General features: G+C 63.8%; 19 protein-coding genes. 4 read left to right on the forward strand and 15 right to left on the reverse strand.

Annotated features, from left to right (window positions below):
- Positions 1 to 7 precede the first annotated feature (7 nt).
- From JTF07_RS03335 to JTF07_RS03370, 8 genes are all read right to left on the reverse strand, one after another.
- Positions 8 to 1,102, reverse strand: coding sequence for a substrate-binding domain-containing protein (locus JTF07_RS03335; RefSeq protein ID WP_204232886.1), 1,095 nt, complete (start codon positions 1,100 to 1,102; stop codon positions 8 to 10).
- 186 nt (positions 1,103 to 1,288) lie between these two features.
- On the reverse strand, positions 1,289 to 2,311 hold the full coding sequence (locus JTF07_RS03340; RefSeq protein WP_204232887.1) for a LacI family DNA-binding transcriptional regulator: 1,023 nt from the start codon (positions 2,309 to 2,311) through the stop codon (positions 1,289 to 1,291).
- A 263-nt stretch (positions 2,312 to 2,574) separates the two neighbouring features.
- Positions 2,575 to 5,091 (reverse strand): GNAT family N-acetyltransferase, encoded by a 2,517-nt coding sequence (locus tag JTF07_RS03345; protein WP_204232888.1) that lies wholly within the window; start codon positions 5,089 to 5,091, stop codon positions 2,575 to 2,577.
- Positions 5,088 to 6,641, reverse strand: coding sequence for a lysine N(6)-hydroxylase/L-ornithine N(5)-oxygenase family protein (locus JTF07_RS03350; protein WP_204232889.1), 1,554 nt, complete (start codon positions 6,639 to 6,641; stop codon positions 5,088 to 5,090). Before JTF07_RS03350 ends, JTF07_RS03345 begins: the two co-directional genes overlap by 4 nt.
- Positions 6,638 to 8,320 carry a pyridoxal phosphate-dependent decarboxylase family protein gene (locus JTF07_RS03355; RefSeq protein WP_204232890.1) on the reverse strand — a complete coding sequence of 561 codons (1,683 nt, stop codon included), beginning with the start codon at positions 8,318 to 8,320 and terminating at the stop codon, positions 6,638 to 6,640. Before JTF07_RS03355 ends, JTF07_RS03350 begins: the two co-directional genes overlap by 4 nt.
- 368 nt (positions 8,321 to 8,688) lie before the next feature.
- The gene (guaB, locus tag JTF07_RS03360) at positions 8,689 to 10,215 is read right to left on the reverse strand and encodes an IMP dehydrogenase (RefSeq protein ID WP_204232891.1); all 1,527 of its coding nucleotides are present in this window, start codon (positions 10,213 to 10,215) and stop codon (positions 8,689 to 8,691) included.
- A 148-nt stretch (positions 10,216 to 10,363) separates the two neighbouring features.
- Complete coding sequence (locus tag JTF07_RS03365; RefSeq protein WP_143924267.1) at positions 10,364 to 11,026, reverse strand: GntR family transcriptional regulator; 663 nt, start codon at positions 11,024 to 11,026, stop codon at positions 10,364 to 10,366.
- Between the two features lie 98 nt (positions 11,027 to 11,124).
- Positions 11,125 to 12,123, reverse strand: coding sequence for a pseudouridine synthase (locus JTF07_RS03370; RefSeq protein ID WP_204232892.1), 999 nt, complete (start codon positions 12,121 to 12,123; stop codon positions 11,125 to 11,127).
- A 105-nt stretch (positions 12,124 to 12,228) separates the two neighbouring features.
- Here JTF07_RS03370 and JTF07_RS03375 point away from each other — a divergent pair, with 105 nt between their 5' ends.
- The 4 genes from JTF07_RS03375 to JTF07_RS20775 all read left to right on the forward strand — a co-directional run bounded on the left by JTF07_RS03375 (position 12,229) and on the right by JTF07_RS20775 (position 16,929).
- Positions 12,229 to 12,675, forward strand: coding sequence for a hypothetical protein (locus tag JTF07_RS03375; RefSeq protein WP_204232893.1), 447 nt, complete (start codon positions 12,229 to 12,231; stop codon positions 12,673 to 12,675).
- Positions 12,676 to 12,727: 52 nt separating this feature from the next.
- Positions 12,728 to 13,123 (forward strand): SRPBCC family protein, encoded by a 396-nt coding sequence (locus tag JTF07_RS03380; protein WP_204232894.1) that lies wholly within the window; start codon positions 12,728 to 12,730, stop codon positions 13,121 to 13,123.
- A gap of 67 nt (positions 13,124 to 13,190) precedes the next feature.
- A complete protein-coding gene (locus JTF07_RS03385; protein WP_204232895.1) occupies positions 13,191 to 14,249 on the forward strand; it encodes a lysophospholipid acyltransferase family protein in 1,059 nt (352 codons plus the stop codon).
- A 52-nt stretch (positions 14,250 to 14,301) separates the two neighbouring features.
- Complete coding sequence (locus JTF07_RS20775; RefSeq protein WP_204232896.1) at positions 14,302 to 16,929, forward strand: PEP/pyruvate-binding domain-containing protein; 2,628 nt, start codon at positions 14,302 to 14,304, stop codon at positions 16,927 to 16,929.
- 58 nt (positions 16,930 to 16,987) lie between these two features.
- Here JTF07_RS20775 and JTF07_RS03395 read toward each other — a convergent pair whose 3' ends face one another.
- The 7 genes from JTF07_RS03395 to metG form a co-directional block, all read right to left on the reverse strand.
- Positions 16,988 to 18,409 (reverse strand): FtsX-like permease family protein, encoded by a 1,422-nt coding sequence (locus JTF07_RS03395; RefSeq protein WP_204232897.1) that lies wholly within the window; start codon positions 18,407 to 18,409, stop codon positions 16,988 to 16,990.
- Entirely contained in the window at positions 18,406 to 19,248 is an 843-nt protein-coding gene (locus JTF07_RS03400; RefSeq protein ID WP_252199241.1) for an ABC transporter ATP-binding protein, read from the reverse strand. Before JTF07_RS03400 ends, JTF07_RS03395 begins: the two co-directional genes overlap by 4 nt.
- A 364-nt stretch (positions 19,249 to 19,612) precedes the next feature.
- Complete coding sequence (gene groL, locus JTF07_RS03405; RefSeq protein ID WP_204232898.1) at positions 19,613 to 21,202, reverse strand: chaperonin GroEL; 1,590 nt, start codon at positions 21,200 to 21,202, stop codon at positions 19,613 to 19,615.
- A 36-nt stretch (positions 21,203 to 21,238) separates the two neighbouring features.
- Entirely contained in the window at positions 21,239 to 21,532 is a 294-nt protein-coding gene (gene groES, locus JTF07_RS03410; protein WP_009883265.1) for a co-chaperone GroES, read from the reverse strand.
- 399 nt (positions 21,533 to 21,931) lie between these two features.
- Complete coding sequence (locus tag JTF07_RS03415) at positions 21,932 to 23,173, reverse strand: ubiquitin-like domain-containing protein (protein ID WP_204232899.1); 1,242 nt, start codon at positions 23,171 to 23,173, stop codon at positions 21,932 to 21,934.
- A gap of 240 nt (positions 23,174 to 23,413) precedes the next feature.
- Positions 23,414 to 24,334, reverse strand: coding sequence for a TatD family hydrolase (locus JTF07_RS03420; RefSeq protein ID WP_204232900.1), 921 nt, complete (start codon positions 24,332 to 24,334; stop codon positions 23,414 to 23,416).
- Positions 24,334 to 25,929, reverse strand: a complete 1,596-nt coding sequence (gene metG, locus JTF07_RS03425) for a methionine--tRNA ligase (RefSeq protein WP_204232901.1) — start codon at positions 25,927 to 25,929, stop codon at positions 24,334 to 24,336. Before metG ends, JTF07_RS03420 begins: the two co-directional genes overlap by 1 nt.
- Positions 25,930 to 26,033: the final 104 nt, after the last annotated feature.

The raw sequence follows: 26,033 nt of genomic DNA on the forward strand, positions 1-26,033 counted from the left end.
CCGATTTCTACTTGACGCCGGCGTCTTCGCAGAGCTTCTTCACGTCTTTGGTGCAGATGTCTTCAGCCTTGATCTGATCCCCGACGATGTCCTTCACAGTGTCTTTCGTGACGACCTTGGCCTCGACGAAGTCCGTCGGAGTGTCCTTGTAGGTTGTTCCCGCCTTCGGCTCCTCGCCTCCGGCCAGTGCAACGGCTGCCTTCGCAGCGAACTCCGCCTGCGGTGGGATCGACTTGTAGATCGTGGCGTACTGGTCACCCCTGAGGATGTTCTGCAGACCGTCGACCTCAGCATCCTGCCCGGTGACGACCGGCTTCACCTTGGCCTTCTTGGTGGCGGCGAGAACACCACCGGCGGTGCCGTCATTGGCTGAGTAGATGGCGATCGGCTCCTTGTCCGCGCTCTGCAGCTGACCTTCGACCCACTGACGGGCGTCGTCCGGGTTCCAGTCGAGCGTGTCATGGCTGCCGGTGATGTCGACACCGGCCTTCTTCAGGGTCTCCTCTGCGCCGGCCTTGAAGTCTGCGGCGTTCGGGTCCTTCGGATCGCCGTTGACCATCCAGACCGGGCCCGATTTCGGATCCTTGTCCTCGGCCTTGAGTCCGTCGAGGACGGCCTGGCCCTGGAGGTTGCCGATCCTCTTGTTGTCGAACGAGGTGTAGTAGTCCGCGCCTTCGAAGAAGCGGTCATAGGCGATGACCGGAATCTTCTTGGCTTCGGCCTTCGACAGAGCCGAGGACACCGCCGAGGCGTCGACAGGGTCGAGGACGATGGCGTCGACGCCTTCGGTCACAGCGGCTTCGAACTGCTGCTGCTGCTGGGTCGCGTCCTGGTTCGCGTTGCGGTACTCGATCTTCGCATCAGGGTTGGCTTCCGCGACGTACTTCTCGAAGTTCGGCTTGTCCAGAGATTCGTAACGGGTGGTCTTGGACTCCGGGAGCAGCAGAGCAATGGTGACTTCACCATCTCCACCCGAACCGCCGCCGGATTCCTCATTGCCTTGGCCCTTCTGACTCCCACAGCCGCTGAGCGCGAGAGCTCCGATAGCAACCGAGGCGCCGAGAACGGCGAACTTCTTGCGAGACTGCAGGTTGTGCCTCATTGTGACCCTTTCAATTTTTCTGACAACGTTGTCAGGCTGATCAATATAATTCGCTGATCGGAGCTCGGTGTCAACTGTTTCGGCGAAAAATTGTGTTCTGGGTCTCTCCGGGGAGAGTCTCGCAGAGCCTCTCAGGACAGCTTCACGTGTCCGGAGGCGCTTCGTCATTCGTCCCGAAGCCCTTCGTCACTTGTCCGGAGATTCCTCGCCGCTGCCGCGAGCGATCACGTGCACAGGAACCTGAGTCGAGCCCCGGAGCGAATCGCTTCCGGCCACAGCACGGAGCGGATCCTGCAGACGGCGGACCGCCTCGGCAGCCATGGCGCTGACGTCACGATCGATGACGGTCACGTCTAAGAGGTCCGCAGCAGGGAAATCGTCGATGCCCACCAGCGCGGGCCATTCATCGAGGCGCCGGCAGGCGTCGATGGCCCCCTGAGTGAGGGTCCCTGACAGGGTGATCAGTGCGCTGGGCGCGCTGCGCGAACCCAGCCAGGCCGCGACGACGTTCTTCGCGCTGGCCAGGTCGTGGGCATCTTCGCGCATGTAGGCGCGCCACCCGACGTCAGAGCGTCCGGCGAAGGCCGATTGGATTCCAGCGAGCCTGGCCGTGGTGATGGGGCTGGTCGAATGATCGCCGATCACGCCGAGACTGATATGCCCGTGATTGAGCAGCTGAGTCGCCGCCAGACGTCCAGCACGTTCCTCATCACCGGCGATGAGGTCGACACCCGGTCCTGCAGTCGACGGGTCGAAGGACACGATCTGCACGTCAGCCGACGTCGCGTCGGTGTAGAACCGTGCGGCGTCCGGGTGCGATCGGATCACGCAGATCCCGGTCATGTCATTGGCCAGGCACTCGTCGAGGAAACCGCGTTCACGGTCGAGGTCGTCGGCGGTGACCGTCACGACTGGGCGCAGTCCGACCCTGCTCAGCTCGGCCTCCAGCAGGGTGAAGAGGCGAGCCTGGAAAGGGTCGTCTCCATCGCTCATGACCACGCCGATGTAGGGTGAACGGCCACCGGCACGCAGGCGCCTGGCCGTGGAGTTGATGCGGAATCCGAGCTCGGCGGCGGCTTCTTCCACCTTTTCGGCGGTCCTCGCGGCCACATGCTTTTCGCCGTTGAGCACTCGGGAAGCGGTTTTGATGCTGACTCCTGCGCGCGAAGCGACCGTGGCCAGGGTCGGCCGATCGTTCTGCTTCGCCATGACCACACCTTTGAGTCGGGAATCCTGCGGACCGCTTGCGGTCTGCGCGCGGGCGACCGATAGGAATGATGATAGCCGCTGGCGCTCGCATGGTCGCACACGGTCCGGCGATTCGGCCCGCACCCCACATCCCCGCCGAGGTGGCCGCTGGGGTCCAGCGGCCACCTCGGCGGGTGCGGTGAACTTCGCGATCGGGCGATGCACCTCACGGTCGGGCGATGCACCTCGGTGGAAGCAGTGCTCTACACGATCGCGCGGAGGGCTCAGCGCGCCACGGGGTTCCTCATCGTTCCTGCGTAGAGCAGCGATTCGGCCTGGTTGCCGATGTCGACCATCTGCACGGTGTTCCGCAGCTGCAGACGGTTGAGGCAGGAATGGGCGAAACGTTCGGCTCTCAGGTCCACATCCCCGGCCAGACCATGGGCGAGTTCCGGATGCTCGGCCTCGTAATGATCGAGCACCTCGGCGACAAAGGTCCAGAACGCCTCCGAACTCAGCACACCATCGGCATCGAGGATCCCGCCGAGGTGGCGCAGCACTCCGTCGAACATATCCGTGAACACGGACAGGGCCTTCTCCTCGCCGGGGACCAGCGCCCGGATCCGCTCGACATCGCCCGGCAGGTCACGGTGGCCGAGGACGGCGACCTCCTCGCCGATGTCCTTCATGAAGGCACCGGTCACGACGTGGTCGTCCAGGATGAGGATGAGGTTCTCCCCGTGCGGCATGAACACCAGATCGTGGGCCAGCAGTGCGTGGACGAGCGGGTGCAGATAGGCCCTCAAGTAGGACCGTACCCAGTCCTCGGGAGCCTGACCTGAGGCTCGGATGAGTTCGCTGGAGAAGGCGACTCCCCTGTGATCACGGTGCAGCAAGGACGCCATGGTGACGACCTTCTGACCAGGCTCGAGCACGGTCAGAGGGTTCTCTCTCCACAGGGCGGCAAGCATCTTGCGGTGCGGGTTCGTCTCCTGCGTTCGGTGGTAGACGTCGCCGGTGTAGCCGAGCGCAGTGCGTTCCCGCAGGACCCGGAACCCGGCGTCCCCGAAGGCAGGATCGGTGCCGATCAGCTCGGCGACCCAGTCATTGATGGCCGGAGTATCGCGCATGTACTTCGGGGACAGTCCGCGCAGGAACCCCATGTTCTGTACGGCGAGCGCAACCTTCACATAGGGGGCATCGACCCGTGTTCGGTTGAAGAAGGTGCGCAGGGACTGCTGCGGCTGATACTCGTCGAGGCCAGCGCCCAGGGGCAGCAGATCTCCCCGGGCGATGTCGGCGGCGAAGGTGATCGCAAGTCGGTGATCGGCCTGCCAGGGGTGGACCGGGAGGAGGTGGAAGTCTTCCGGATCACGGCCGGCTGACCGGATTCGTGAGTCGAAGAGTTCGCGCTCCTCGGCACTGAGTGCCCAGTCGGTGTGTGCGGCCTCGTCGAATCCTTGACCGAGTGAGAGATGGCTGTGCTCGCGGGTCGCCGCCACCCATTCGACGTGGGTGGTGCGCCCGTTCTCTGGGGCCCATTTCCGATAATCGCTGAGGGAGAATCCGATGCGTCCATTGTTGGCAATGAAGCCGGGATGGCCTTCGGTCATGGCCGCCTCGGTGGACTGGAAGTCAGCCGTCAGGAGATCTGTGGAGTCCGGGCGGTGGCCTTTGACCGCCTCGGCGAGTTTGAAGGCGCTGCTGGCCAGGGTCGACGCGAGCTCCTCGAGATAGGTCGACATCAGGTTCTCCGGGATGTCGAGGGCATCCTGGAGTTCGACGACGAGTTCCTGCGCGTCGAGTCCCAGCTGCGTGTCACCTCGGCGGCGGGTGATGCTGTCCTCGTCGATGGCCCAGTGCTCGAGCGGCAGGACTCGGGCGGTGAACGAGTATGTCACGGAACCGCCATCCGGGAACTCGGCGGTGTCCTCGGACTGATCGGTGTCCTTCGGTCCGGTGTCATCGATCGTCAGCTCCCAGTCATCGGGCCCGGCATTCGGGCCGGTGGAGCGGATCGGGGCGATCAGCCGTTCGTGGGCGAACTCGGACAGTGCCTTGGCCACAAGGTGGCGTTGGGCGATCGCAAAGGTGTCGCGATTGAGATGGGAGTATGTGTCGGGAGTCGCGACGAGCGTGGCGAGGTGTTCGTCATCAGAGCTGACGGCCTCGACATCCTCACGGTTGAGAAGTGCAGCCAGCTCGCTGGCTTCGAAGTCCTCACGAGCGCAGACGCTGACCAGGGCGCGTTTCCGCTCATCCCCCATCATGATGGTCGCCTCACCCACCGGACTGAAACCCGCTGCCCGGTTCTTCTCGAGGATGGCGGTGTTCCGCACGTCGGGTTCGACGATGACTCGGTGGCCGCCGCGGCCGCCTCGTTCGATCGGGCGCAGACAGAAGTCGATGACCTCGGCCATGATCTTGTTCGTGAGTCCGCGGGTTCCATCGCCGTCAGGTGGGGCGACGAGCAGGTGCATTCCGATGTCGTCGGGTCCGGTGGGAACAACATCGTGTGGGATCAGCGTGGAGGGCAGATAGGTCTCGACGTAGAAGCAGTCGATGCCGTCGACCGATCCCACCCAGCCGTTCTCGTCGGCGGAGCCGAGGACTGCACCGAGGTAGTCGCGGACTCCGGATTCGTCGAGATCGGTCATCTGCCAGTAGTGGGCACGCGGGTGGGTCAGCCACACGTGGATGTTCTTGGTGTCCCGGGCAGGGTCCACGGCTCGGATGTCCACGGTGAGCGCGGAGCTTGCCGCTGAGGGTGTGGGTGCGTCGTTGATGAGGTCGGTGGTCATACGTGTGACATCTCCCTGTCGTCTGCGGGCTGGGAATCGGAATCGGCGGCGGTGTCGGTCTCGGCGAAGTCGAAGTGCGATTCGACGTCGTCCTGAGTGCTCAGAGGAGTCGCGTCGAGAGCTCCGTCGTCGAGCGCCCCATCGTCGAGAGCTCCGTCGTCGAGCGCCCCATCGTCGAGAGCTCCGTCGTCGAGCGCCCCATCGTCGAGAGCTCTGTCGTCGAATACCCCGTCGTCCGGAACTCCGAAGGTCTGGAAGGCGATGGTCTTTTCGATCGGGTACGGTTCGCGCCCGGTCACGTGTGAGAGCACAACAGACGCTCGCCAGGGCCCGAAGCCAAGATCGGGTGCGGTGACTCCGTGGGTGTGCTCTTCGCCATTGAGGACGTGGATGGTTCCTGCGTCGTTGACCGTGTAGTGGCGGGTGACTTCGAGGCGGCCCTTGGCATCCAGGCGGATCTCGTCTCCCAGCGGCGCGAGGAAGGCCGGGACCTGGGATTTGTAACCGGTGGCAGAGACAACCGATCCGGTGCGCCGGTCGAAGCACCTGCCCAGTGACGTGTTGCGGAAGCGCAGAGCATAGTCGCCGGTGCTCGCATCGTGGTCGGCGGCAATCAGCTCCGATTCTGCGAGGAGGTTGGTGCGCAGCTTCCTGCCGCCGCGGCTGAGCCGGTAGAGGGTGTCGTGGATGTCGTCGACGAGCTCGGCGCTGATGCCCTTGTACAGGGTTCGCTGTTCACGTCCGAGCTGTTCGCGCAGGTCATCGGGCAGGGCTCGGAAGTGATCCGTGTACTCCGGAGACGTCATCTCCAAGGTCAGCTTCGTGTACTCCATCGGGAAGAAGCGCGGTGAGCGCGTCACCCAGTCGAGTCGCACGTCACGAGCTTCAGCTTCGTCGATGAGATCACGGTAGATCTCTGCCGCAGACTGTCCGCTGCCGACGATGGTGATTGATCCGCTCTCGAGCAGTGCGTCTCTGTGGTCGAGGTACTTCGAGGTGTGGATGACCGGGCCTGTGCCCTCCGTTTCCAGGTCCTGCAGGGCCCGTGGCAGGACCGGTTCGGTGCCGACACCGAGGATCAGGTGGCGGGCGCGGTAGGACTCAGTCCTCAGCGTCTGACCGAACTGATCGGCCACCTCGGCGGTCACGGTGTAGATGTCATCATTCCTGGTCACCGAGGTGACCGTGCGGTTCCAGCGCAGAGTGTCCAGTTGAGCGGCGACCCATCGGCAGTATTCGTCGAATTCGGCGCGCAGTGGGTAGAAGGATTCACGGATGTAGAAGGGATAGAGCCGGCCGCTGTCCTTGAGGAACTGCAGGAAGGAGAAGCGAGAGGTGGGGTCGGCCATAGTCACGAGGTCGGCGAGGAACGGGACCTGGACCGTCGCACCTTCGATCATCATGCCCGGGTGCCAGCGGAATTCCTCGCGTTGGTCGAGGAAGACGGCGTCGACGTCTGGCAGGGGGTCTGACAAGGCGGCCAGTCCCAGACCGAAGGGTCCGATGCCGATGCCGACGATGTCGTGGATGTGTGACTCGGGCGTGCTCATGCTGCGCCTCCTTCGAGGGTCGTGCTCTCCAGGTGCCGGCCAGCGAGGATTCCGTGCCCGGTGGCGCGAACGAGGTCGAACACGGCGGTGATGTCTGCGACCGTGGTGTCGGGGTTGAGCAGGGTGAGTTTGAGCCAGGGCCTGCCGTCGATGGTGGTGCGCGCGATCGCTGCGCGCCCAGAGCGGAAGAGGACACGGCGGATCATCGGCACCAGTTCATCGGCGGTGGCGGCCTCAGCGTTCGCGGGCGCGAACCGGAACAGGACCGTGCTCAGGTCGGTTGCTCCCAGCACCTCGAAATCCGGCTGTGCGTCGAGGAGTTCGCGGACCTCCGCGGCCAGATCGCACACGGTGTCGACCATCGAACCGATCTCTGTGGCACCGCGGGCGCGCAGTGTCGTCCAGAGTTTGAGTGCGTCGAAGCGTCGGGTGGTCTGCAGGGATTTGTCGACCTGGTTCGGTTCGGCATCGGCGCCCTGGGCCTCGGCCTCCGGATTGAGGTAGTCGTTGTGATGAAGCGTCGGGTCGAACAGGGCGAGGTCGCGCACCAGCAGCGCGCTTGATGACACGGGCTGGAAGAAGGTCTTGTGGAAGTCGATGGTCACCGAGGTGGCACGGCCGATTCCCTGCAGCAGGTGTCTGCGTCGTGGTGCCCACAGCAGTCCCCCGCCGTATGCGGCGTCGACGTGCATCCACACGTTCGCTCCCTCGCAGATCTCGGCGATGGCGTCGAGCGGGTCGATGACGCCGAGGTCGGTGGTTCCGGCCGTGGCGGCGACGGCCATGACGATGCCGCCGGTGTCGTCGATGTCGCGCATCAGCTCGGCCAGAGCCTCGGCGTCCATGCGTCCGGCGTCGTCGGTGTCAACGGTCACCGCAGCCTCGGCGTCGAGGCCGAGGATGTGTGCGGCGCGGGATATCGAGAAGTGAGTCTGGGAGGTCGTGAGTATCCGGAGCCGAGAGATGATCTCGCGGCGTGATGGCTCGCCACGGCCGGGCTGGTCACTGCCGAGCATTTGTGCCTGCTGGGCGCGCTGTGCCTGCTGGGCGCGCAGAACGTTCTCACGGGCCAGGAACAGTGCCTGCAAGTTCGACTGGGTGCCGCCCGAGGTGAAGATTCCGTCTCCACCGGAGAATCCGACGTGCCTGCAGGCCCACTGCACCAGGCGGCGCTCCATGAGTGTGGCGACCTCAGACTGGTCGTAGGTGTCGACGGAGGTGTTGATCGCAGCCAGCATCGCCTCGGCCGCGACGGCTGGCACGGCGACAGGGCAGTTGAGGTGGGCGACATAGCTCGGGTGGTGGAACCAGACGGCGTTGCGGGCGTAGAGGTCATCGGCCTCGCGCAGGGCTGCGATGTTTCCGATCCCCTGTCCGTCGAGGTCGAAGTCGGCGACCCAGGCTTCCAGACTGGTCCGGTCATTCGCCGAAGTGGGAGCGTCGACACTCGTGAAACGCTGGGCGAGTGCATCGACGACCTCGTGCATGAGCTCGGCGTAGGCATCGGCACTGTGCGACCCCAGCAGGGCGTCCTCAGTGCGCAGCGAGGCATTCGGCAGTGGCGCGGCATCGGGCAGCGATGGTGCCTCGCTCTGCGGGGCATCGGGCAGCGATCGGGCCTCGTTCGGCACGCTTGCCTCGGTCAGCGGAGTTGGGGTGTCAGAGAGCAGTGAAGTCATAGCGGTACGGTTGCCTCCTTCGGTTCAGGGTCCGGTAAGGCCGGACTACATTAGGGAAACCTACCCTAAGTCAATGAAGAAGCAAGGCGAGTGGTGCTGCCGGATTCCACTACACAAGTAACCTCAACCCGACGCGAGGAGTGCCTTCGTCAAGCCTCGCGCGGCCAAGCCCGCGATCGACGACAGGCGTATACGACTAAAAAAATCGCACGTGGCCTTCATCACATCCGGGCGATTCGTCTGACATCCTGAGACAGCGAAAACGGCCGTAGTCCCTGCCCAGGGGGCAGGAGCTACGGCCGTCGGCAATCGTTGGACAACCAGAAACCAGTCGCGAGGCGCTGTCAGAGAACGGTCTCTGCAGAAACTTATTTGACGACGTAGTTCGGTGCTTCGACGGTCATCTGGATGTCGTGCGGGTGGCTCTCCTTGAGGCCCGCTGTGGTCAGGCGAACGAACTTGCCCTTGGACTTGAGGTCCGCGATGGTGGGGGCACCGACGTAGAACATCGACTGGCGCAGACCGCCGGTGAGCTGGTGAGCGACCTGCTTGAGCGGTCCGCGGTAGGCGACGCGGCCTTCGATGCCCTCCGGGATGAGGTCGGTGTCGGTATCGATGTCGTCCTGGAAGTAGCGGTCCTTCGAGTAGGACTTGCCCTGACGTGGGGCCATGGCGCCCAGAGAACCCATGCCGCGATAGGCCTTGTACTGCTTGCCGTTGACGAAGATGAGTTCGCCGGGCGATTCGCTGCAGCCGGCCAGCAGGGAGCCGAGCATCACGGTGTCCGCGCCGGCGACCATGGCCTTGGCGATGTCGCCGGAGTACTGCAGTCCGCCGTCTGCGATGACCGGCACACCGGCCGCGCGGGCCGCCTGAGCGGCGAGATAGACGGCGGTGACCTGCGGGACACCGACGCCCGCGACCACACGGGTGGTGCAGATCGAGCCCGGCCCGACTCCGACTTTGATGGCGTCGGCACCGGCGTCGATGAGGGCTTGTGCACCCTCCTTCGTGGCGACGTTTCCGCCGATGATCTGGACCTTGTCGAACGTCGAATCGGCCTTGATCCTCCTGATCATGTCGGTCACGCCGCGAGCGTGACCATTGGCGGTGTCGACGACGAGGACGTCGACGCCCGCCTCGGCGAGGAGGGTTGCGCGTTCATAGGCATCGCCGTGGAATCCGACGGCCGCACCCACGCGCAGGCGACCTTCGTCATCCTTCGTGGCCAGAGGGTATTCCTCGGTCTTGACGAAGTCCTTGACGGTGATGAGGCCCTTGATGACGTTGTTCTCATCGACCAGGGGCAGCTTCTCGACCTTGTGCTCGGCCAGCAGCTCGAATGCCTTCTCCGGGGAGACGCCGTCCGGGGCGGTGATCAGCGGCATCCGGGTCATGGTCTCGGCCACGGTGCGGGTCGGGAATACGCTGCGGGTGACGAAGCGCAGGTCGCGGTTGGTCACGATGCCCAGCAGCACGTTGTTCTCATCGACGACGGGCAGACCTGAGATCCGGTATTTTCCGCAGATCTCGTCGAGTTCTTCAAGAGTCTTCTCGGGGGTGATCGTCAGCGGGTCGTTGATCATCCCGGATTCGGAGCGCTTGACGTAATCGACCTGGGCGGCCTGGTCTTCCATCGACAAGTTGCGGTGGATGATGCCCAGTCCGCCGATGCGGGCCACGGCGATGGCCATGCGCGACTCGGTCACGGTGTCCATGGCGGCCGAGACCAGGGGGATGTTGAGCTCGATCTCTTTGGTCAGACGGGTCGTGGTGGAGGCATCTGAAGGGATGACATCGGTGTCACCGGGCAGGAGGAGGACATCGTCATACGTGAGGCCCGTCAGGGAGAACGGATCGTTTGCGGCCTGTGTTTCCTGCTCGGGAATCCCCATGGGTACAGCCTTTCGACGCGGTGAGTTCGGTGGCTCAATGCTATCGAAGTCATACACCGCTTATCTAGCGTTTCAAATACCGAGCACTGTGAGACTGCCGACATCAATACTCAGGAATACCCGCCGAGGCGGACGTGCTGCTCCACAGTCAGCGGCCTTCGCCGACCGAGCGCGCCAGGTCGAGCGTCGAGGCTTCCGAGTCATCGAGATGGATCCGCAGCAGGCCCTCGGCTCCGTGTCGGTCCCCCGAGCGCATCTTCTCGAGGATGTCGCGATGCGGGTTGGCCCAGTGGGAGTGGTATTTGCCTGGTTCCCTTGAGCGGGCGAACGTCGTCGACAGCCTGGCCATGAGGTTGACGTAGAACTCGTCGAGCATCGGCGAGCCGAGCAGGCCGACGATCGCCCGGTGGAATGAGGCGGAGTGCTCCTGTGCGTCGGTCCAGCTCTCGTTGTTCGGAGCAGTTTCCGCACGGACGACCGATGCTTCCACACGGTTCATCGCCGCCTCCGTGGCGTCCTGCGATTCCTGAACGGCCCGGATCTCGAAGACACGTCGGGCCTGGTAAAGGTCCTTGAGTTCGTCGAGGTCGAAGGTACGGACGAAGAAGCCTCGGTTCGTCTCCTGTGTCAGGAGTCCGGCGTAGCGGAGCAGTGACAGGGATTCACGGGCAGTGTTGCGCGAGACGTTGAATTCCTTCGCCAGCGCACCATCCCGGACCGGAGAGCCGGCAGGGTACTCGCCGGTCGTGATTCGGGACCGGACCAGGGCAACGATCGCCTCTGAGGTACATCCGGGTGCGTTTGGACTCATATCACCAGGCTACCGTGTCCCCACCGTTCGTGGGCAAAGCCTGGGCGCAGCCGTCGGCGATGATGCCGAGTCGAGACACAAGATGCGTCTGCAGCGGTCTACGGCATCGGTCCCAGAGTGAGTCCGGATTCGAAGCGGCGCGGGCGCCGCGTCAGCGGATCGTCGAACTCGATCGACGCCGCCAGCAGCTGCAGCGGCGAGCTGAAATCGTAGGGGTCCGGAGACAGATCGACAGGATAGACCGGGTCCCCGAGGATCGGCAGCCCGAGCGAGTTCATGTGCACCCGCAGCTGATGCGTCTTACCCGTCAGCGGATGAAGTTCGTACTCGCCGATCGACGGACGCTCCCCCTCCGATCGCCGAGGTGGGGGCACTGTTGCCTCGGACCGCCTCGGCGAGGTCGGGGTTCGTTCATCCAGCAGGCTGATCGTGCTGAAGGCGTTGGGCTCACCGTCGACTTCGAGGACCTGTCTGCCGCCGCGCGGTTTGACCAGTCTGGACTCCTTGCTGAGCGGGAACTCCATATCCGTCGGCGGCATCGCTGCGAGAGCGCGATAGGTCTTGGTCACCGATCGGTTCTGGAACAGACTCTGATATCGACCACGGGTCTCGGGGCGTTTCGACAGGATGAGCAGTCCCGCCGTGATGCGGTCGAGACGGTGGATGGCCACCAGATCGGGTTGGTTGAAATCCAGACGAGCCCGGGTCACGACGCATTCGCGCACGAACCGCCCATTGGGAGTGCTGGCCAGGAAGTGGGGTTTGTCGACGACGAGCAGATCGTCGTCTTCGAAGACGATGCTCATCTCGAAGGGAATCCGCTCCTCGGCCGGAACTGGTCGGTGGAAGAAGTAGAAGCCGCCGGGGATGACGGAATCATCCCAGTTCACCGGCACGCCTGTCTCATCGCGCATATCACCCGTGCTCAGCAGGCTACGTCGCGCCTCATCGTCGGCGTCGGGGAACTCTGCCTCCAACCACTCGCCGATGGTGTCCGGGACCGGAAGATGGTTCTTATCGTGCGTCGACTTCCCACCAGGAGCACGCAGCGAGGTCGCGGAGATGCCTTCTCGGGGTGGAAGCGGGCTGCGTGGCATCGGGTCAGTCTAACTGGCGACGTGATGGCGCACTCGGCTCTCAACCTGCGGGACCTGCCGTGGCCTTGCAAGAAATCTGGAGCGTGGGGTCCTATGGTGGGAGGTATGGACAACACCGAATTGACGGAAGAGTTCCTCCTCAACAAGGTCATCGCTCCGGTCGTTCTCGGCATGTTCGCCAACGACGAATGGGACAGCTACGGGATGAATCACGACCCGACCGACGCGCGACGGTGGATTGTCAGGGTCGTCGCCAACTGGGAATCCGTCGACATCCCCCTCGAATACTCGGAAGGCATCGAGTCGGTCAACGATCTCCAGCTGAAGCTCATCGCCGAGCTCCAAGCGTTCATCGACCGGTCGGAGATCGGGCAGCGCCGCGACGAGGAGTGGGAGGCCGACGAACACAAGGCTCCTCGCCCAAGTCTCAGACATACGGTTCGACCGAACGTCAGCGGGCCCCCGGAATGCGCGACGCGCCTGCTGAGGATCCGCTCGCGCAATCTCCGGCTCGACCGGCGCCGCTGCCGATCCGCCCACCGCAGAGACTGACTCGGGCCTGCTGCCTCTGGCCCGATCGTGACAGCTGTGGTGCACTTGGTGCATGAGCTTCGACGCGCGCCACATCTCACAGACGATCCGCACAGACCCCTCCGACATCGCGGTCTTCGCCGGCAATCCGGCCAACCTCCCACAGTGGGCGGCCGGCCTGAGCGACGGCATCCGCAATGAGGCCGGACGCTGGATCACCGATTCGCCGATGGGCGAGGTCGAGGTCAGCTTCCGGCCCGGCATCGAGTTCGGGATCCTCGACCACGACGTGATCTTCCCCGACGGCACCACCGTGCACAATCCGCTGCGTGTGCTCCACAACGACGATGTCAGCGAGGTCGTCTTCACCGTCTACCGCCTCCCGAGCGTCAGCGATGAGGAATTCGCCCGCGACATCGAAGCCGTGCAGAAGGATCTGGAACGACTCCGCGATGTCCTCGAAGACTGACCACTCGAATGCATCCCTACCACCTGCTGCCGCCCTAGGATGGGGGCACCGGTTCATCAATGCCGCCATGCGCACGGCATATTTCGGTCGCATCCGCGTTCTCGACGTCGGCGGCAAGCCCGCCGATTCCGCCGACCGCGAGGAATCCCCGAGCGGCACCACCACACGAGCGATCCCGCGCCCGCGCCTCATCATCTCCAGCCACCGCAATGGAGCCATCGACGGCCACCAGGTGCTCGCCGCATTCCCGCGAGCACAGTTCCTCATCTCGATCCAGCTCATCCGCAGCTGGTTCCTGCGTCTCTTCATCGCCGGCATCCCCGTCGTCCGGCCCAAGGACGTCGAACGCTACAACCTCGACCCCACATCGGTGGCCAGTCCGGTCGACGCCGGCACTGCACACCTTCGCCGGGGCGGGGACCTGGGAATCTTCCCCGAAGCCAGCAGCGAATGGGGCCACCGACCCCAACCCTACAAATCTGGTGCTGCCCGCATCGCCTGCACCCTGCTCGAGGAGGGTATCGATCTCGAGGTGATCCCGGTGGGCCTGTTCTATTCGACACCGGATCGATTCCGCTCCCGCGCCGAGGTGGTCCGCGGAAAGTCGATCACGATTCCGGCCCGCAACGGCCAGGATCGATCCGTTTGGGAGGCCGAGGTCGCCTCGGCGATGAGTTCGGCCCTCGATGAGATCTCAGTGAATTGTCCCGACGAAGAGACCTTCGAGCGGATCCAGGCGAAGGCGCTCAATGTCGCCCGCAGAACACCGGGCAGAGCGGCCACGTTCGCGACGGCGTTTCTGGACCTGCAGCGTGATAACTCCACAGCTGCAGCTGACGGGTCACCCGCCGCAGCGAGTTCTGCGATCACGGTGCTGCGCTGGGTCGGGATCGCGCTCATGTGGCTCTTCGCCCCCGTGCTCGCGGCAGCTGCCCTTGCCGGATCGCGCGCGGACGGTCGCAATACTGTCACATTCTTCCGCCTCCTCGGCGGCTTCGCAGCAGTTATGGTCTGGGTACCAGCACTCATTGTTGCCGTGTTCTTCTGGCCCCTGGTCATAGGAATCGGCATCGTCAGTGCGGTCTGCGGCTGGCTGCTTCTGGGCTTGCGTCGCTTCCGTCTGTGACCCGATCGACTACCGTCCCCTCGGCCCACCTGAGACATCTCTAGGAGCACTCGTGACACTCACCCTCGGCTTCACCGATCCTCTCGCCACCGAACTTGCGACCAGCGGCGGCAAGGGCGCCAGCCTCGCGAAGTCCGCGCAGAATCTGCCCGTGCCCGGCGGCTTCATCGTCACCGCCGACGCCTACACGCAATTCGTCACACCCCTGCAGTCGCGGATCAGCGGGCTCATGGACACCGACCACCCCGCCGAGGCGATCGGCGAGCTCATCCGCAGCACCCCGGTCCCCGGTGCGTGGCTCGCCGACTTCGAGGCGGCGGCCCAGGCTGCCGGCCTGAACGGCCAGGCGGTGGCGGTCCGTTCCTCGGGGACCATGGAGGATCTGCCCGGGGCGGCCTTCGCCGGGCAGCACGATACCTACCTCGGGGTTCGCGGAACGCAGTCCATCGCCGAGGCGGTGCGCGACTGCTATGCCTCCCTGTGGAATCCACACGCCTTCCGCTACCGTCAGCAGCTCGGCGTCGAACAGCTGGAGGCGAAGATGGCCGTCGTCGTTCAGCTCATGGTCGCAGTCGGCGCTGAGGAGGCTGCCGGGGTCGCCTTCTCCGTCGATCCGGTGCGCGGCAACACGGACGAAGTCCTCATCAATGCGGCGTTCGGACTGGGCGAGACCGTCGTCGGAGGAGAAGAACCCGTCGACGAATTCCGGATCGCCCGCGCCGACGGAACCCAGGTCGCGGCCGAGATCGCGGTCAAGCCGAAGGCCCTCGTCATGCGTGGGCCTGCGGAAGCCGATGACGTTGACGACGAGGGGGGCGACGACGGACGCGACGATCACATCGGACAGGACGATCACGTCGATGCGCGCACGAGGGAGGTCCACCTCGGCGACGATCAGCGGACCCGTCCGGCACTGTCTGCGGAACAGGCCCGAGCGGTGGCCGAACTCTCCGTGCGCGCGGAGGATCATTTCGGTTTCCCGCAGGACATCGAGTGGGCCTTCAGCGGTGACGGCCTCTTCCTCCTGCAGTCGCGGCCGATCACTCGCGTCGCACCCCGCTGGACCCGCGACGAATCGGCCGAACGATTTCCCACTCCGGTCACGCCTCTGACCTGGGACCTCGTCGAGGCAGGATTCCACAGCTCACTCAACCACAGCTTCGATCTCATGGGCCTGCCGCCCTTCGACGACAAGTGGTTCGTGATGCGTGACTTCTACATCTACGGCAATCAGACGGCCGTCGATCTCTACGCCGGGAGACTGCCGACGAAGATGCTCTCCAGCGTGGAGACCATCACCGAATCGCTGCCGGAGATCGCTTCTCAGTTCGGTTGGGTGCAGGAACTTCCCGTGCGGTGGATGCGAGACCTCGACACGTACCTCATGGGCATCGGCAAGCTCTCCCACGAACCGTTGGAGGACAAGTCGCTGGCCGAGGTGTGGGATCACGTGATCGCCATCAGCGACCTCGGCACGGAGTACTTCCGCCCCAACATCGCGATCTCCCTGACTCAGCAGACACTTTACGGTGCGCTCTCGCACATGCTCGAGATGGCAGTGGACAAGGAGACGGCGCGCCTCGTGTTCGAGCGACTGCTGGCATCGACGGAGACGAAGACCTCGCAGGTCAACGCCGAACTCTGGGAGCTCTCACGCATTGTGCGCAGCAATCCCGAACTGTCATCGACGCTGCGCAGCCACACTGGCGAGGACGGGCCGGCGGTCCTCGCTGACTTCCCCGAGTTCTCCGACGAATTCGCGACTTTCCTCGCCAAGCACGGCCACCGGGAACTCGACTTCGACGCCTACCATCCGACCTGGGTCGAGGCCCCGCACATCGTCCTCGATCAGGTCCGCCTGCTGGCTGATCGAGCTGAGAACGCCGCGGCGGATTCCGATCTGGAGCGCAAGGTCCTGCAGGCCGAGACTGAGCGGGCCGTGGTCAATGCCGCTCCGGAGAAGCTGCGTTATCTGGTGCAGGAGGTCATCCGACTGGCACGCTCGTACACGGCGCTCGATGACCTGGAGCACTACCAGACCACACGCCTGACGCTGCCGATGCGACGGGCCCTGCGCGAACTGGGTCAGAGACTTGTCGACCAGGGTGTCCTCACCGACCCCATGGATGTCTACTTCATCAATTTCGAGCCTCTCGACGCAGCGATCCGCGCTGCCGACGGGCAGCACTCCCCTGCCGGAGATTCCGCTGGCTCCGGCAACGGGCATCGCTCCCCCGCCGAGGCTCTGGCCGGCCTGACTGCGATCGCGGAGAAGAACAAGGCCGGGTATCAGGAAGCGGTCGAGCGGACCCCCGAGTGGGAGCACGGTCGTGCGCCCGACGTCGGGGATGACGCGGACGGTGACTTCATCAAGGGAACTGCCGGCAGTCCCGGCGAGGTCACGGGCGAGGTCTTCGTCGTCCACAGCCCCGAGGACTTCTCGTCCTTCCCGGACGGGGCGATCCTTGTCGCCCGAACCACGAATCCGGCCTGGACGGCTCTGTTCTACCAGGCCAGCGGCGTCATCACCGAAAGCGGCGGTGCGCTCTCCCACGGTGCGGTCACGGCCCGTGAGTTGGGTCTGCCTGCGGTCATGGCCGTCCGAGATGCCACCAGCAGGTTCACATCGGGACAGACGGTGAGCGTCAACGGCAGCAACGGCACGGTGACACCGAGCTGAGGACCACCTCGGCGAGCTCGGTTCGCGAGTGCACGACTACCTCGGCGCGGGCCATGACCTATACCGCCTGGAGAGCGTCCACAGGGCTGATCGACGTGGCCGAGCGCGCCGGAGCACGGCTGGCGGCGAGTACGGCCAGAAGCGAGCCGGCGACGACGGAGATGATGACCCACCAGGGCACGGACGGAGCGAAGAATCCGGTCAGCGGGGACAGCAGAACCAGGGCACCGATCCACCCGAATGCGATGCCGAGGGGCACCGCGACCAGGCAGGCGGTCACGCTCAGCTGCATACCCTCGGCCACGATCATGCGACGGACCCGTCGAGGCGTCTGACCGAGGGCCATGAGCAGACCGATCTCCTGCGTGCGCTGCCGCACGGAGAGCGTGAGCGCGTTCGCGACCCCGATGACGGCGATGATGACCGAGAAGAGGACCATGCCGAGGAAGAACATCATCGTCTGGTCGATGATGGTCTTCAGGACTTCCTCGAAACCGCCCCACCCGTCGTCGCCGAGCGATTCAGCGTAGTCGAGAAGCTGGTCTCGAAATGTCGTCATGGCCGTGGCAAACATGACGATGAGGGTGATGCCGATGACGAGGCCGATCACCGTGCGCGCATTGCGAGTGGGGTGACGAGCGATCGTCGACGCAGCCAGACGTGCGGTCGCTGTTCGGCCGAGCAGCCACCCGGTGAGCGTCTGCAGCGGAGGCAGGATCCAGGGGTTGCCGACGATGACGCCGACGAAGGTCAGCGCGGCACCGACGGCGACGAGGAGCACGCCAAGGACACTCACCGTGTTCCCGCTGGCACCGATGACGCCGCTGATGAGAAGGGTGATCCCCATAGACAGCAGGATGAGTGCACCCGCCAGGGCCCCCATCGATGCACGCGTATCCTCGGGGCGACGTTCGACAGCCTGCGAGGTGGCCTCAATCGGCGAGATGCCGCTGATGCGTTGGGCACCCAGATACGCTGAGAACCAGGTCACGACGATGGTCGCGGCCCCCGGGAGGATCATCTTAGGACTGAGCAGATCCGACTCCACGGTGATCTGTCCGCCGAGGTAGGCCGCCGCACCCTGCGCGAGCGCGGTGGAGACGAGGAACGCAGCGACGGCGCTGGGTATCGAAACGAGCAGTCCCTCCGCCGAGGCGGCCCGGCGCAACCGTCGCGAGGAAGCTCCGATGAGACGCAGCAGTGCCAGTTGACGGCTGCGACCGGCGATGATGATGGAGAACGTATTGGCGATGACGATGCTTGAGACGAACAGCGCAATGATGAAGAAGAGCAGTCCCACCGTGGTGAGCAGCCCCTGCGCCGTGTCTGACTCGGAGACGATCTTCGCCGAGGACATCCAGGCTGTGAGGATCTCGATGCCCTGCATGATGACGGTGCCGAAGAGCGCAGCGATGAAGACGACGAGGAAGCTGGGGGCGAACTGGCGCGGGTTGCTCCGGAGCTCCCGCATCGGGTTCATCGGCGCCCTCCGGTCTCCGCGGCATGTTGCGGAGACCGTACGGGATTCTGCAGGGGCCCGGCGGCTGCGTTCTCCGCAGCCTCGGCCTTCGCGTCGAGATCGAGCATCGTCTGTGCAATCACCTCGGCGCTGATCGAGTCGTTGAGCTCTGAGACGGGTGTGCCGTCGGCGATGAACACGACGCGGTCGGCATAGGCGGCCACGATCGGATCATGGGTCACGAGGACGATCGACTGTCCGAGCTCGCACACGGCCTCGGACATGATGGCCATGACCTCGCGCCCCGACCGGCCGTCGAGGTTGCCCGTCGGTTCGTCGGCGAAGAGGATGTCCGGTCTCGTGGCCAGGGCACGGGCGATGGCGGTGCGCTGCTGCTGTCCGCCCGAGATCTCACTGGGCCGATGTTTGAGCCGCTCGTCGAGACCGAGCCGCTTGATGATGCTGGAGATCCAGGCGCGTTCATCGGCATTGGGCCTCCGATCATCGAGCTCGAAGGGCAGCACGATGTTCTCCCTGACAGTGAGAGTCGGCACGAGGTTGAATGCCTGGAACACGAAGCCGATCCGCCGCCGACGCAAGGCCGTGAGCTCGTCCTCGTGCAATGCAGTGATCTCACGGTCACCGATGTGAACAGTGCCCGAGCTGGGCCGATCGAGTCCGGCGAGAATGTGCATGAGCGTGGATTTGCCCGAACCCGAGGGTCCCATCACGGCCGTCAGACGGGCGGGGGCGATATCAAGGGAGACCTGGTTGAGAGCGACCAGCGCTGCCCCGTCGGGATCAAAGACCTTCGAGACATTGCGAAGCTGAGCGATGGGCATCGGTGAGGCGGTCGTCATATGGTCCCTACATTGCTGCGTCAAACTGTCTCATCCAGACTAACGACCCGCAACGACAAGAAACATAGGATCTGACTGATCAGTAGGTGTGAGCCGCCTGTGCAATTTGCGAAGTGTGTGAGCGTGGATGTCGACCAGCTTGCCGAACAGACTGCTGGCTGGGTGTCTGGCTGGCTCACCGGCTAGCCAGCTGGCTGGCCGACTCACTGGCGAGTCAGACAGCTGCCCGGCTCACCGGCTAGTCAGACAGCTGCCCAGCTCACCGGTTGATCGTGAATACACGAGTGGCCCGGAACATTGTTCCGGGCCACTCGTGTATCAGTTCAGCGCAGTCGCTGCGCGGTGATGCGAATCAGATGGGGACTCAGTCCTCTTCTTCTTCCTTCTTCTCAACGACCAGTGTCTCAGTGGTGAGAACCAGTGCGGCGATCGAAGCGGCGTTGCGCAGTGCCGAGCGGGTGACCTTGACCGGATCGATGATTCCGGCGCCGATGAGGTCGCCGTAGGAATCGGTGGCGGCGTTGTATCCCTGGCCGGAAGCGAGCTCCTCGACCTTGGACACGACGACGTAGCCGTCCTGGCCGGCGTTCTCAGCGATCCAGCGCAGTGGCTGGACGACGCCGCGCTTGACGATGTCAGCACCAGTGGCCGCATCGCCGGTCAGGCTCAGGTCGTTCCCGGTCAGAACCTTGGATGCGTGGATCAGAGCCGATCCACCGCCGACGACGACGCCCTCTTCGATGGCTGCACGGGTAGCCGACACAGCGTCTTCGACGCGGTGCTTGCGTTCCTTGAGCTCCACCTCGGTGGCGGCGCCGACCTTGATGACTGCGACACCGCCGGAGAGCTTGGCCAAGCGCTCCTGCAGCTTCTCGCGGTCCCAATCGGAGTCGGTGTTCTCGACCTCGCTGCGGATCTGGGCGACCCGACCGTTGACGTCCTCGTCGGAGCCAGCACCATCGATGATGGTGGTGTTGTCCTTGGTGACGGTGATGGTGCGGGCGTTGCCGAGCTCTTCCAGGGTGACCTGGTCGAGCTTCATGCCCATATCAGCGGTGACGACCTGGCCACCGGTGAGGACGGCGAGGTCCTCGAGGATCGCCTTGCGGCGGTCGCCGAATCCGGGTGCCTTGACAGCGGCAACATTGATGATGCCGCGCAGCTTGTTGACGACCAGCGTCGACAGAGCTTCGCCTTCGATGTCCTCGGCCACGATGAACAGAGGCTTTCCGGCCTGCTGCACCTTCTCCAGTACAGGGAGGAGCTCCTGGATGTTGGAGATCTTGCCCTGGTTGATGAGGATGAGCGCGTCGGAGAGCACAGCTTCCTGGCGATCAGCATCGGTCACGAAGTGCGGCGAGAGGTATCCCTTGTCGAACTGCATTCCCTCGGTGATTTCGAGTTCCACAGATGCGGCCTGGGACTCGTCGATCGTGATGACGCCGTCCTTGCCCACCTTGTCGAAGGCATCGGCAATGAGCTTGCCGATCTCTTCGGACTGAGCGGACAGACCGGCGACGTGTGCGATCTCCGAGGAGTCGGCGACATCGCGAGCGATGGTTCCGAGTTCGGTGGAGATCGCCTCGACGGCGGCTTCGATTCCGCGCTTGAGGGCACCTGGTGCGGCGCCGGCGGCAACGTTGCGCAGACCTTCGTTGACGAAGGCCTGTGCCAGGACAGTCGCGGTGGTGGTTCCGTCACCGGCGATGTCGTTGGTCTTGGTGGCGACTTCCTTGGCCAGCTGAGCGCCGAGGTTTTCGTATGGGTCGTCGACCTCGACCTCACGAGCGATGGTCACACCATCGTTGGTGATCGTGGGTGCGCCCCACTTCTTGTCGAGAACAACATTGCGACCCTTGGGTCCCAGCGTCACCTTGACGGTGTCCGCGAGGATGTTCACACCCTTTTCGAGTGCACGACGGGCCTCGTCGTTGAATTCCAGATTCTTAGGCATTCGTCCTCCTGTCAGTGAAGTAGTTGTTCAGGGGATTCAGCCGATGACGGCGAGCACGTCACGAGCCGAGAGCACGAGGAACTCTTCTCCTGCGTACTTGACTTCGGTGCCGCCGAACTTGGAGTAGATGACCTTGTCGCCAATGGCCACGTCAACTGGGACGCGGTTTCCGTTGTCAGCAACGCGGCCTGGGCCCACTGCGACAACTTCGCCTTCCTGAGGCTTTTCCTTGGCGGTTTCGGGAATGACCAGACCACTGGCGGTAGTCTGCTCTGCTTCGACCTGACGGATGACAATCCGATCTTCGAGTGGCTTGATGGAGACCGACATATCGGGCCCTCTCCCTTCGCTGGGGTTCAATTCTTCTTTGAGTCAGACGGCGGCGTATGCCATGATCCCCTCGTCGTCGCGGGTGCCGAGCGGATCGACCGTCTCATAAAACTGGCACTCAATGAGTGCTAGTGCTAATTCGACTTTAGAACGCTCTTAGCACTCGGTCAACTCGAGTGCCAAGGATTGTCCACGCTCTGGGCGAAACCCCAGAAAAGGTGTTCGAAGACGGCCCCTCCGGCGGCAAAGCTGGGCCGGTCTCATCTGCAAGGTGCCCCTGACGTGAATGCAAGCACGGACCCGGGAGATGGTCTCCCGGGTCCGTGCTTGTGGTTGTCGCCTGTGACCTTATCGCTTCAGGTCAGCGGTCGCGCTTCACGCCAGCAGCTGCGCTCTGGATCAGGCGCAGGCCCACTGTCCCCAGCCGGCTTCGGCCTGCAGCTTCTTGGCGCGATCGAACTGCTCCTGTGGGCTGGCATCGATCGGGTTGCCACTGCCGCCCATGGCCTGCCAGGTCGCCAGCTTGAACTGGAACAGACCGAAGTGGGCGTTGTTCGACTTGTTCACTGCGCGTGGGTTGAACTCCGACTCGCACTCAGCGACCTGGTACCACTTGGATCCCGGTCCGCCGAGCATGTCCTTGATCTCCTGGGTGCTCATGTCGCCACCACCGGAGCCGCCGCCGGTGCTGTTATCACCGTCGCCGGAGCCGCCCGAACCGCTGTCAGAGCCGCCGTCGCCGGTCCCGGCGTCCGAACCACTGCCGGAGTCGTCTGGCTCTTCAGCAGGGGCTTCCTTCTTCTTGGTGCCCTCGATGACGACCTTGGCTTCAGGCTTGGAGAGGACCTTCTCGCCCTTCTTCTCCTTCTTCACCTCATCGCCGTTGACGGTCTTGATCTTGTAGGAGACCTGCTTCTGGCCCGCCTTGCCTTCGTCTTCGACCTTGGTCTCGCCCTCGAAGAGGGAGTCCGACTTCTTGGTCTCAGTCTTAGGCTCGATGGCCTCCTTCTCCTTGACCGTGTCGTTCTTCACGCGGTTCAAGGTAAGGACCTGGCCGTCGGAGACCTTGGAGCTGAGAGGCACAGACATGAAGTCGTCCTTGTCGAGCTTCAGCTTGGTCTCAGCGAGGGCTTCCTTGGCTGTCTCTGCTGCGGCCGAGACCTTGTGGTCCTTGCCATCGGCGACGATTGTGAGATCCTTGGCGGTCGTCACATCGATGTCGTTGCCTTCATCTTTGAGTTTCTGGTTCGGCTTGGTGTTGAGATCCGCGTTCTTCGCGTCCACACCGAGGTCGGCCAATGCCTGACCGACGGTGTTCGCATGCGTCGTCTCATCACTCTTCTTGCCGTCGACGGACAGCGAGATTTCCTTCGCGGTGTTGACGGTGATCGTCATATCACGCGAGATCTTCTTGTCTACGCCTGGCTTGATCTGGTCGTTCTTCTGGATGTCGAGGTCGCGGCTGTCGAGGACGTCCCCCACGGTTCCACCGAAGGTCCGAACTTCCTCGGACTGACCATTGACATCCAATGTCACTGGCTTGTTCATGGTGACCACGGCGCCCGTGCCACCCACGAGTCCGGTAATCACGACCGCCTGTGCAGCAATTTGCACTTTGCGGTTCTTGAGAAAATCAATCACAAAAATATCCCTGGGGCAGAGGTCATCAACTCATCCACTGTAACCGATTCGTTACAAGATACGCAAAACATTACGAACATGTAACAGCGAGGTCGCCTGAACTGGCGCTCTGACCAGGACTTCCCCGTGTTTCCGGGCTTGGTCACAATCGTGACATTTGCCCGCCGAGGTGGCTGATCGAGCGTCAACATCACCCTCCCCGAGGCGGTCGCTCAGTCCCAGCCTCACCAAGTTGGTCGCTCAGTCCCAGCCTCCCAGCGCGGTCTCCGCGTTCTTCCACACTGCGGCACAGAGGTCCTCTTCGCTCATCCCGCGCACCTCGGCGAGCTTGCGTGCCGTCACCGCGGCCAGATAGGGGCCGCCCGGCTTGCCGCGGTGCGGGTGCGGGGTGAGGAAAGGAGCGTCGGTCTCGGTCAGCAGACGATCCAGCGGAGCCGCAGCCGCGGCGCGTCGGAGCTCATCGGCGCTCTTGAACGTGAGGTTGCCGGCAAAGGACATGTAGTACCCGGCGTCTGCGCACTCGCGGGCCATCGCCTCGTCGCCGGAATAGCAGTGGAAGATCGTGACCTCGGGGGCACCTTCCTCGCGGAGGATGCGCAGCACGTCGGCGTGGGCCTCACGGTCGTGGATCTGCAGTGCCTTGCCCGTGCGTTTGGCGATCTCGATGTGGGCACGGAACGAGCGCTGCTGCTCGGCGACACCGTCTTCGCCGGTGCGGAAGTAGTCGAGGCCCGTCTCCCCCACCACACGCATACGGTCATTGGAGGCCACGAGTGACTCGATCTCTGTGAGGGAATCGTCGAGCATGCCTCGTTCGGCCAGCCTCGGCGCCTCATTCGGGTGCAAAGCCACACCGCCGAGCATCCACGAGCGGCCCTGCTGTGACTGCTGTGTGACCAACTCGGTCGTCCACCGTGCGGCCGGCAGGTCACAGCCGATCTGCACGATGCGCTGGACTCCAGCAGACTGGGCAGTGTCGAAGAAGAAGTCGAGGCTGGGGAACTCTTCGTCCTCGTCGGGCCTGACCTCGGGCTCGGGTTCGCCGGCGCCCAAGGGCAGTCGCACACCCGTGCAGATATCAAGATGCGTATGGGTATCGACGACGGGGTGGGCCAGCGGCTCAGGCACCGGAGGATAGGTTCCGGCGGCGCGAGAAGCCATTATTCGGTCTCCTCCACGAATTTGGGGAACACCGGGACTGGCTTCGGCAGTGGGATCCCCGGCTCCAGCGGGAAGTCGATCGCAGCGAAGGAACGAGGATCCACCTCGGCGCCGGCATCACTGTCAGTCGCTGTCGGCAGCACCTTCGCACCGGCTTGACCGATGCCCTCGGGCACGCCGAGGAGGTCGAGGATCTTGCCGGCGGAATCGGGCATGACCGGCTGGATGAGGATCGAGATGATGCGCACGACCTCGATCGTCACCCACAGCACGGTGGCCATGCGGTCGGCATCGGTCTTCTTCAGCTTCCAGGGTTCCTGGGCGGAGAAGTAGCGGTTGGCCTCGGAGAGCACCTTCCAGCAGGCCTCGACGTAGAGATGGAGGGCTTGGGTGTCGACGTGGCGGCGGGCGGTGTCGGGGACTGCGCGGGCCAATGCCAACAGCTTCTCGTCATCTTCGGTGAGCTCACCGGGACGGGGAACCTGTGCCTCGCAGTTCTTCGCGATCATCGACAACGAGCGCTGGGCGAGGTTGCCGTACTCGTTGGCGAGGTCGGAGTTCTTGCGGGTGATGATCGAGTCCTTCGTGTAGGACCCATCGTTGCCGTAGGAGAACTCGCGGAAGAGGAAGAAGCGCAGAGTGTCGAGGCCGAATGCGTCGACGAGGTCGATGGGGTCGACGACGTTTCCGACGGACTTCGACATCTTCTCACCGGCGTTGAAGAGGAACCCGTGGGCGTGGACGCGCCCCGGCAGCTCGATGCCTGCGCTCATGAGGAACGCGGGCCAGTAGACGCTGTGGAAGCGGATGATGTCCTTGCCGATGATGTGGACATCGGCGGGCCACCACTTCTTGAACGACTCCTCATCGTTCGGGTATCCGGCGGACGTGATGTAGTTCGTCAGCGCGTCGATCCACACGTACATCACGTGCTTCTCGTTGCCGGGCACGGGCACACCCCAGTCGAATGTCGTGCGCGAAACGGAGAGGTCTTTCAGGCCCGAGGCGACGAAGGAGGCGACCTCATTGCGGCGCGAATCGGGGCCGATGAACTCCGGGTGCTCTTTGTACAGTTCGAGCAGCTTGTCCTGGTACTTGGACAGCCGGAAGAAGTAGGACTCCTCTTCTGTCCAGGTGACCTCGGTGCGGGTCTCCGTGGACAGGCGAACACCGTCGACGACCTCGGTCTCGTCCTGTGCATAGTAGGCCTCGTCGCGGATCGAGTACCAGCCGGAGTAGGTGTCGAGGTAGATGTCGCCGGCCTCTTCGAGCTTGCGCCAGATCGCCTTGCACGACTCGTAGTGGTCCTCGTCGGTGGTGCGGATGAACCGGTCGAACGTCGAACCCAGCGCGAGCTGTGTGTCGCGGAAGTTCTTCGCGTTGTCGTCTGCGAGCTCCTTGGGCGTGATCCCGAGCTTGTTCGCCGCCTGCAGCATCTTCAGACCATGCTCATCGGTGCCGGTGCTGAAGAACACATCGTGGTTGTCGAGGCGCTTGAAGCGCGCGATCGTATCGGCCGCGATGTACTCATATGCGTGCCCGATGTGGATGGCCCCATTGGGGTAAGCGATAGCTGTCGTCAAGTAATAACCCATAGGTCACTCAGTCTAAGGGACGCCAGCCCGCAGGCGCGCAAGGGTCCGCGGGAGTCGCCCCCTGAGCGCGCACGGGTGGGTACGTTGGGGCGCAGAGGTGGTGC

This window comes from Brevibacterium sp. RIT 803 (genome assembly GCF_016892625.1).
Classification (GTDB): domain Bacteria; phylum Actinomycetota; class Actinomycetes; order Actinomycetales; family Brevibacteriaceae; genus Brevibacterium.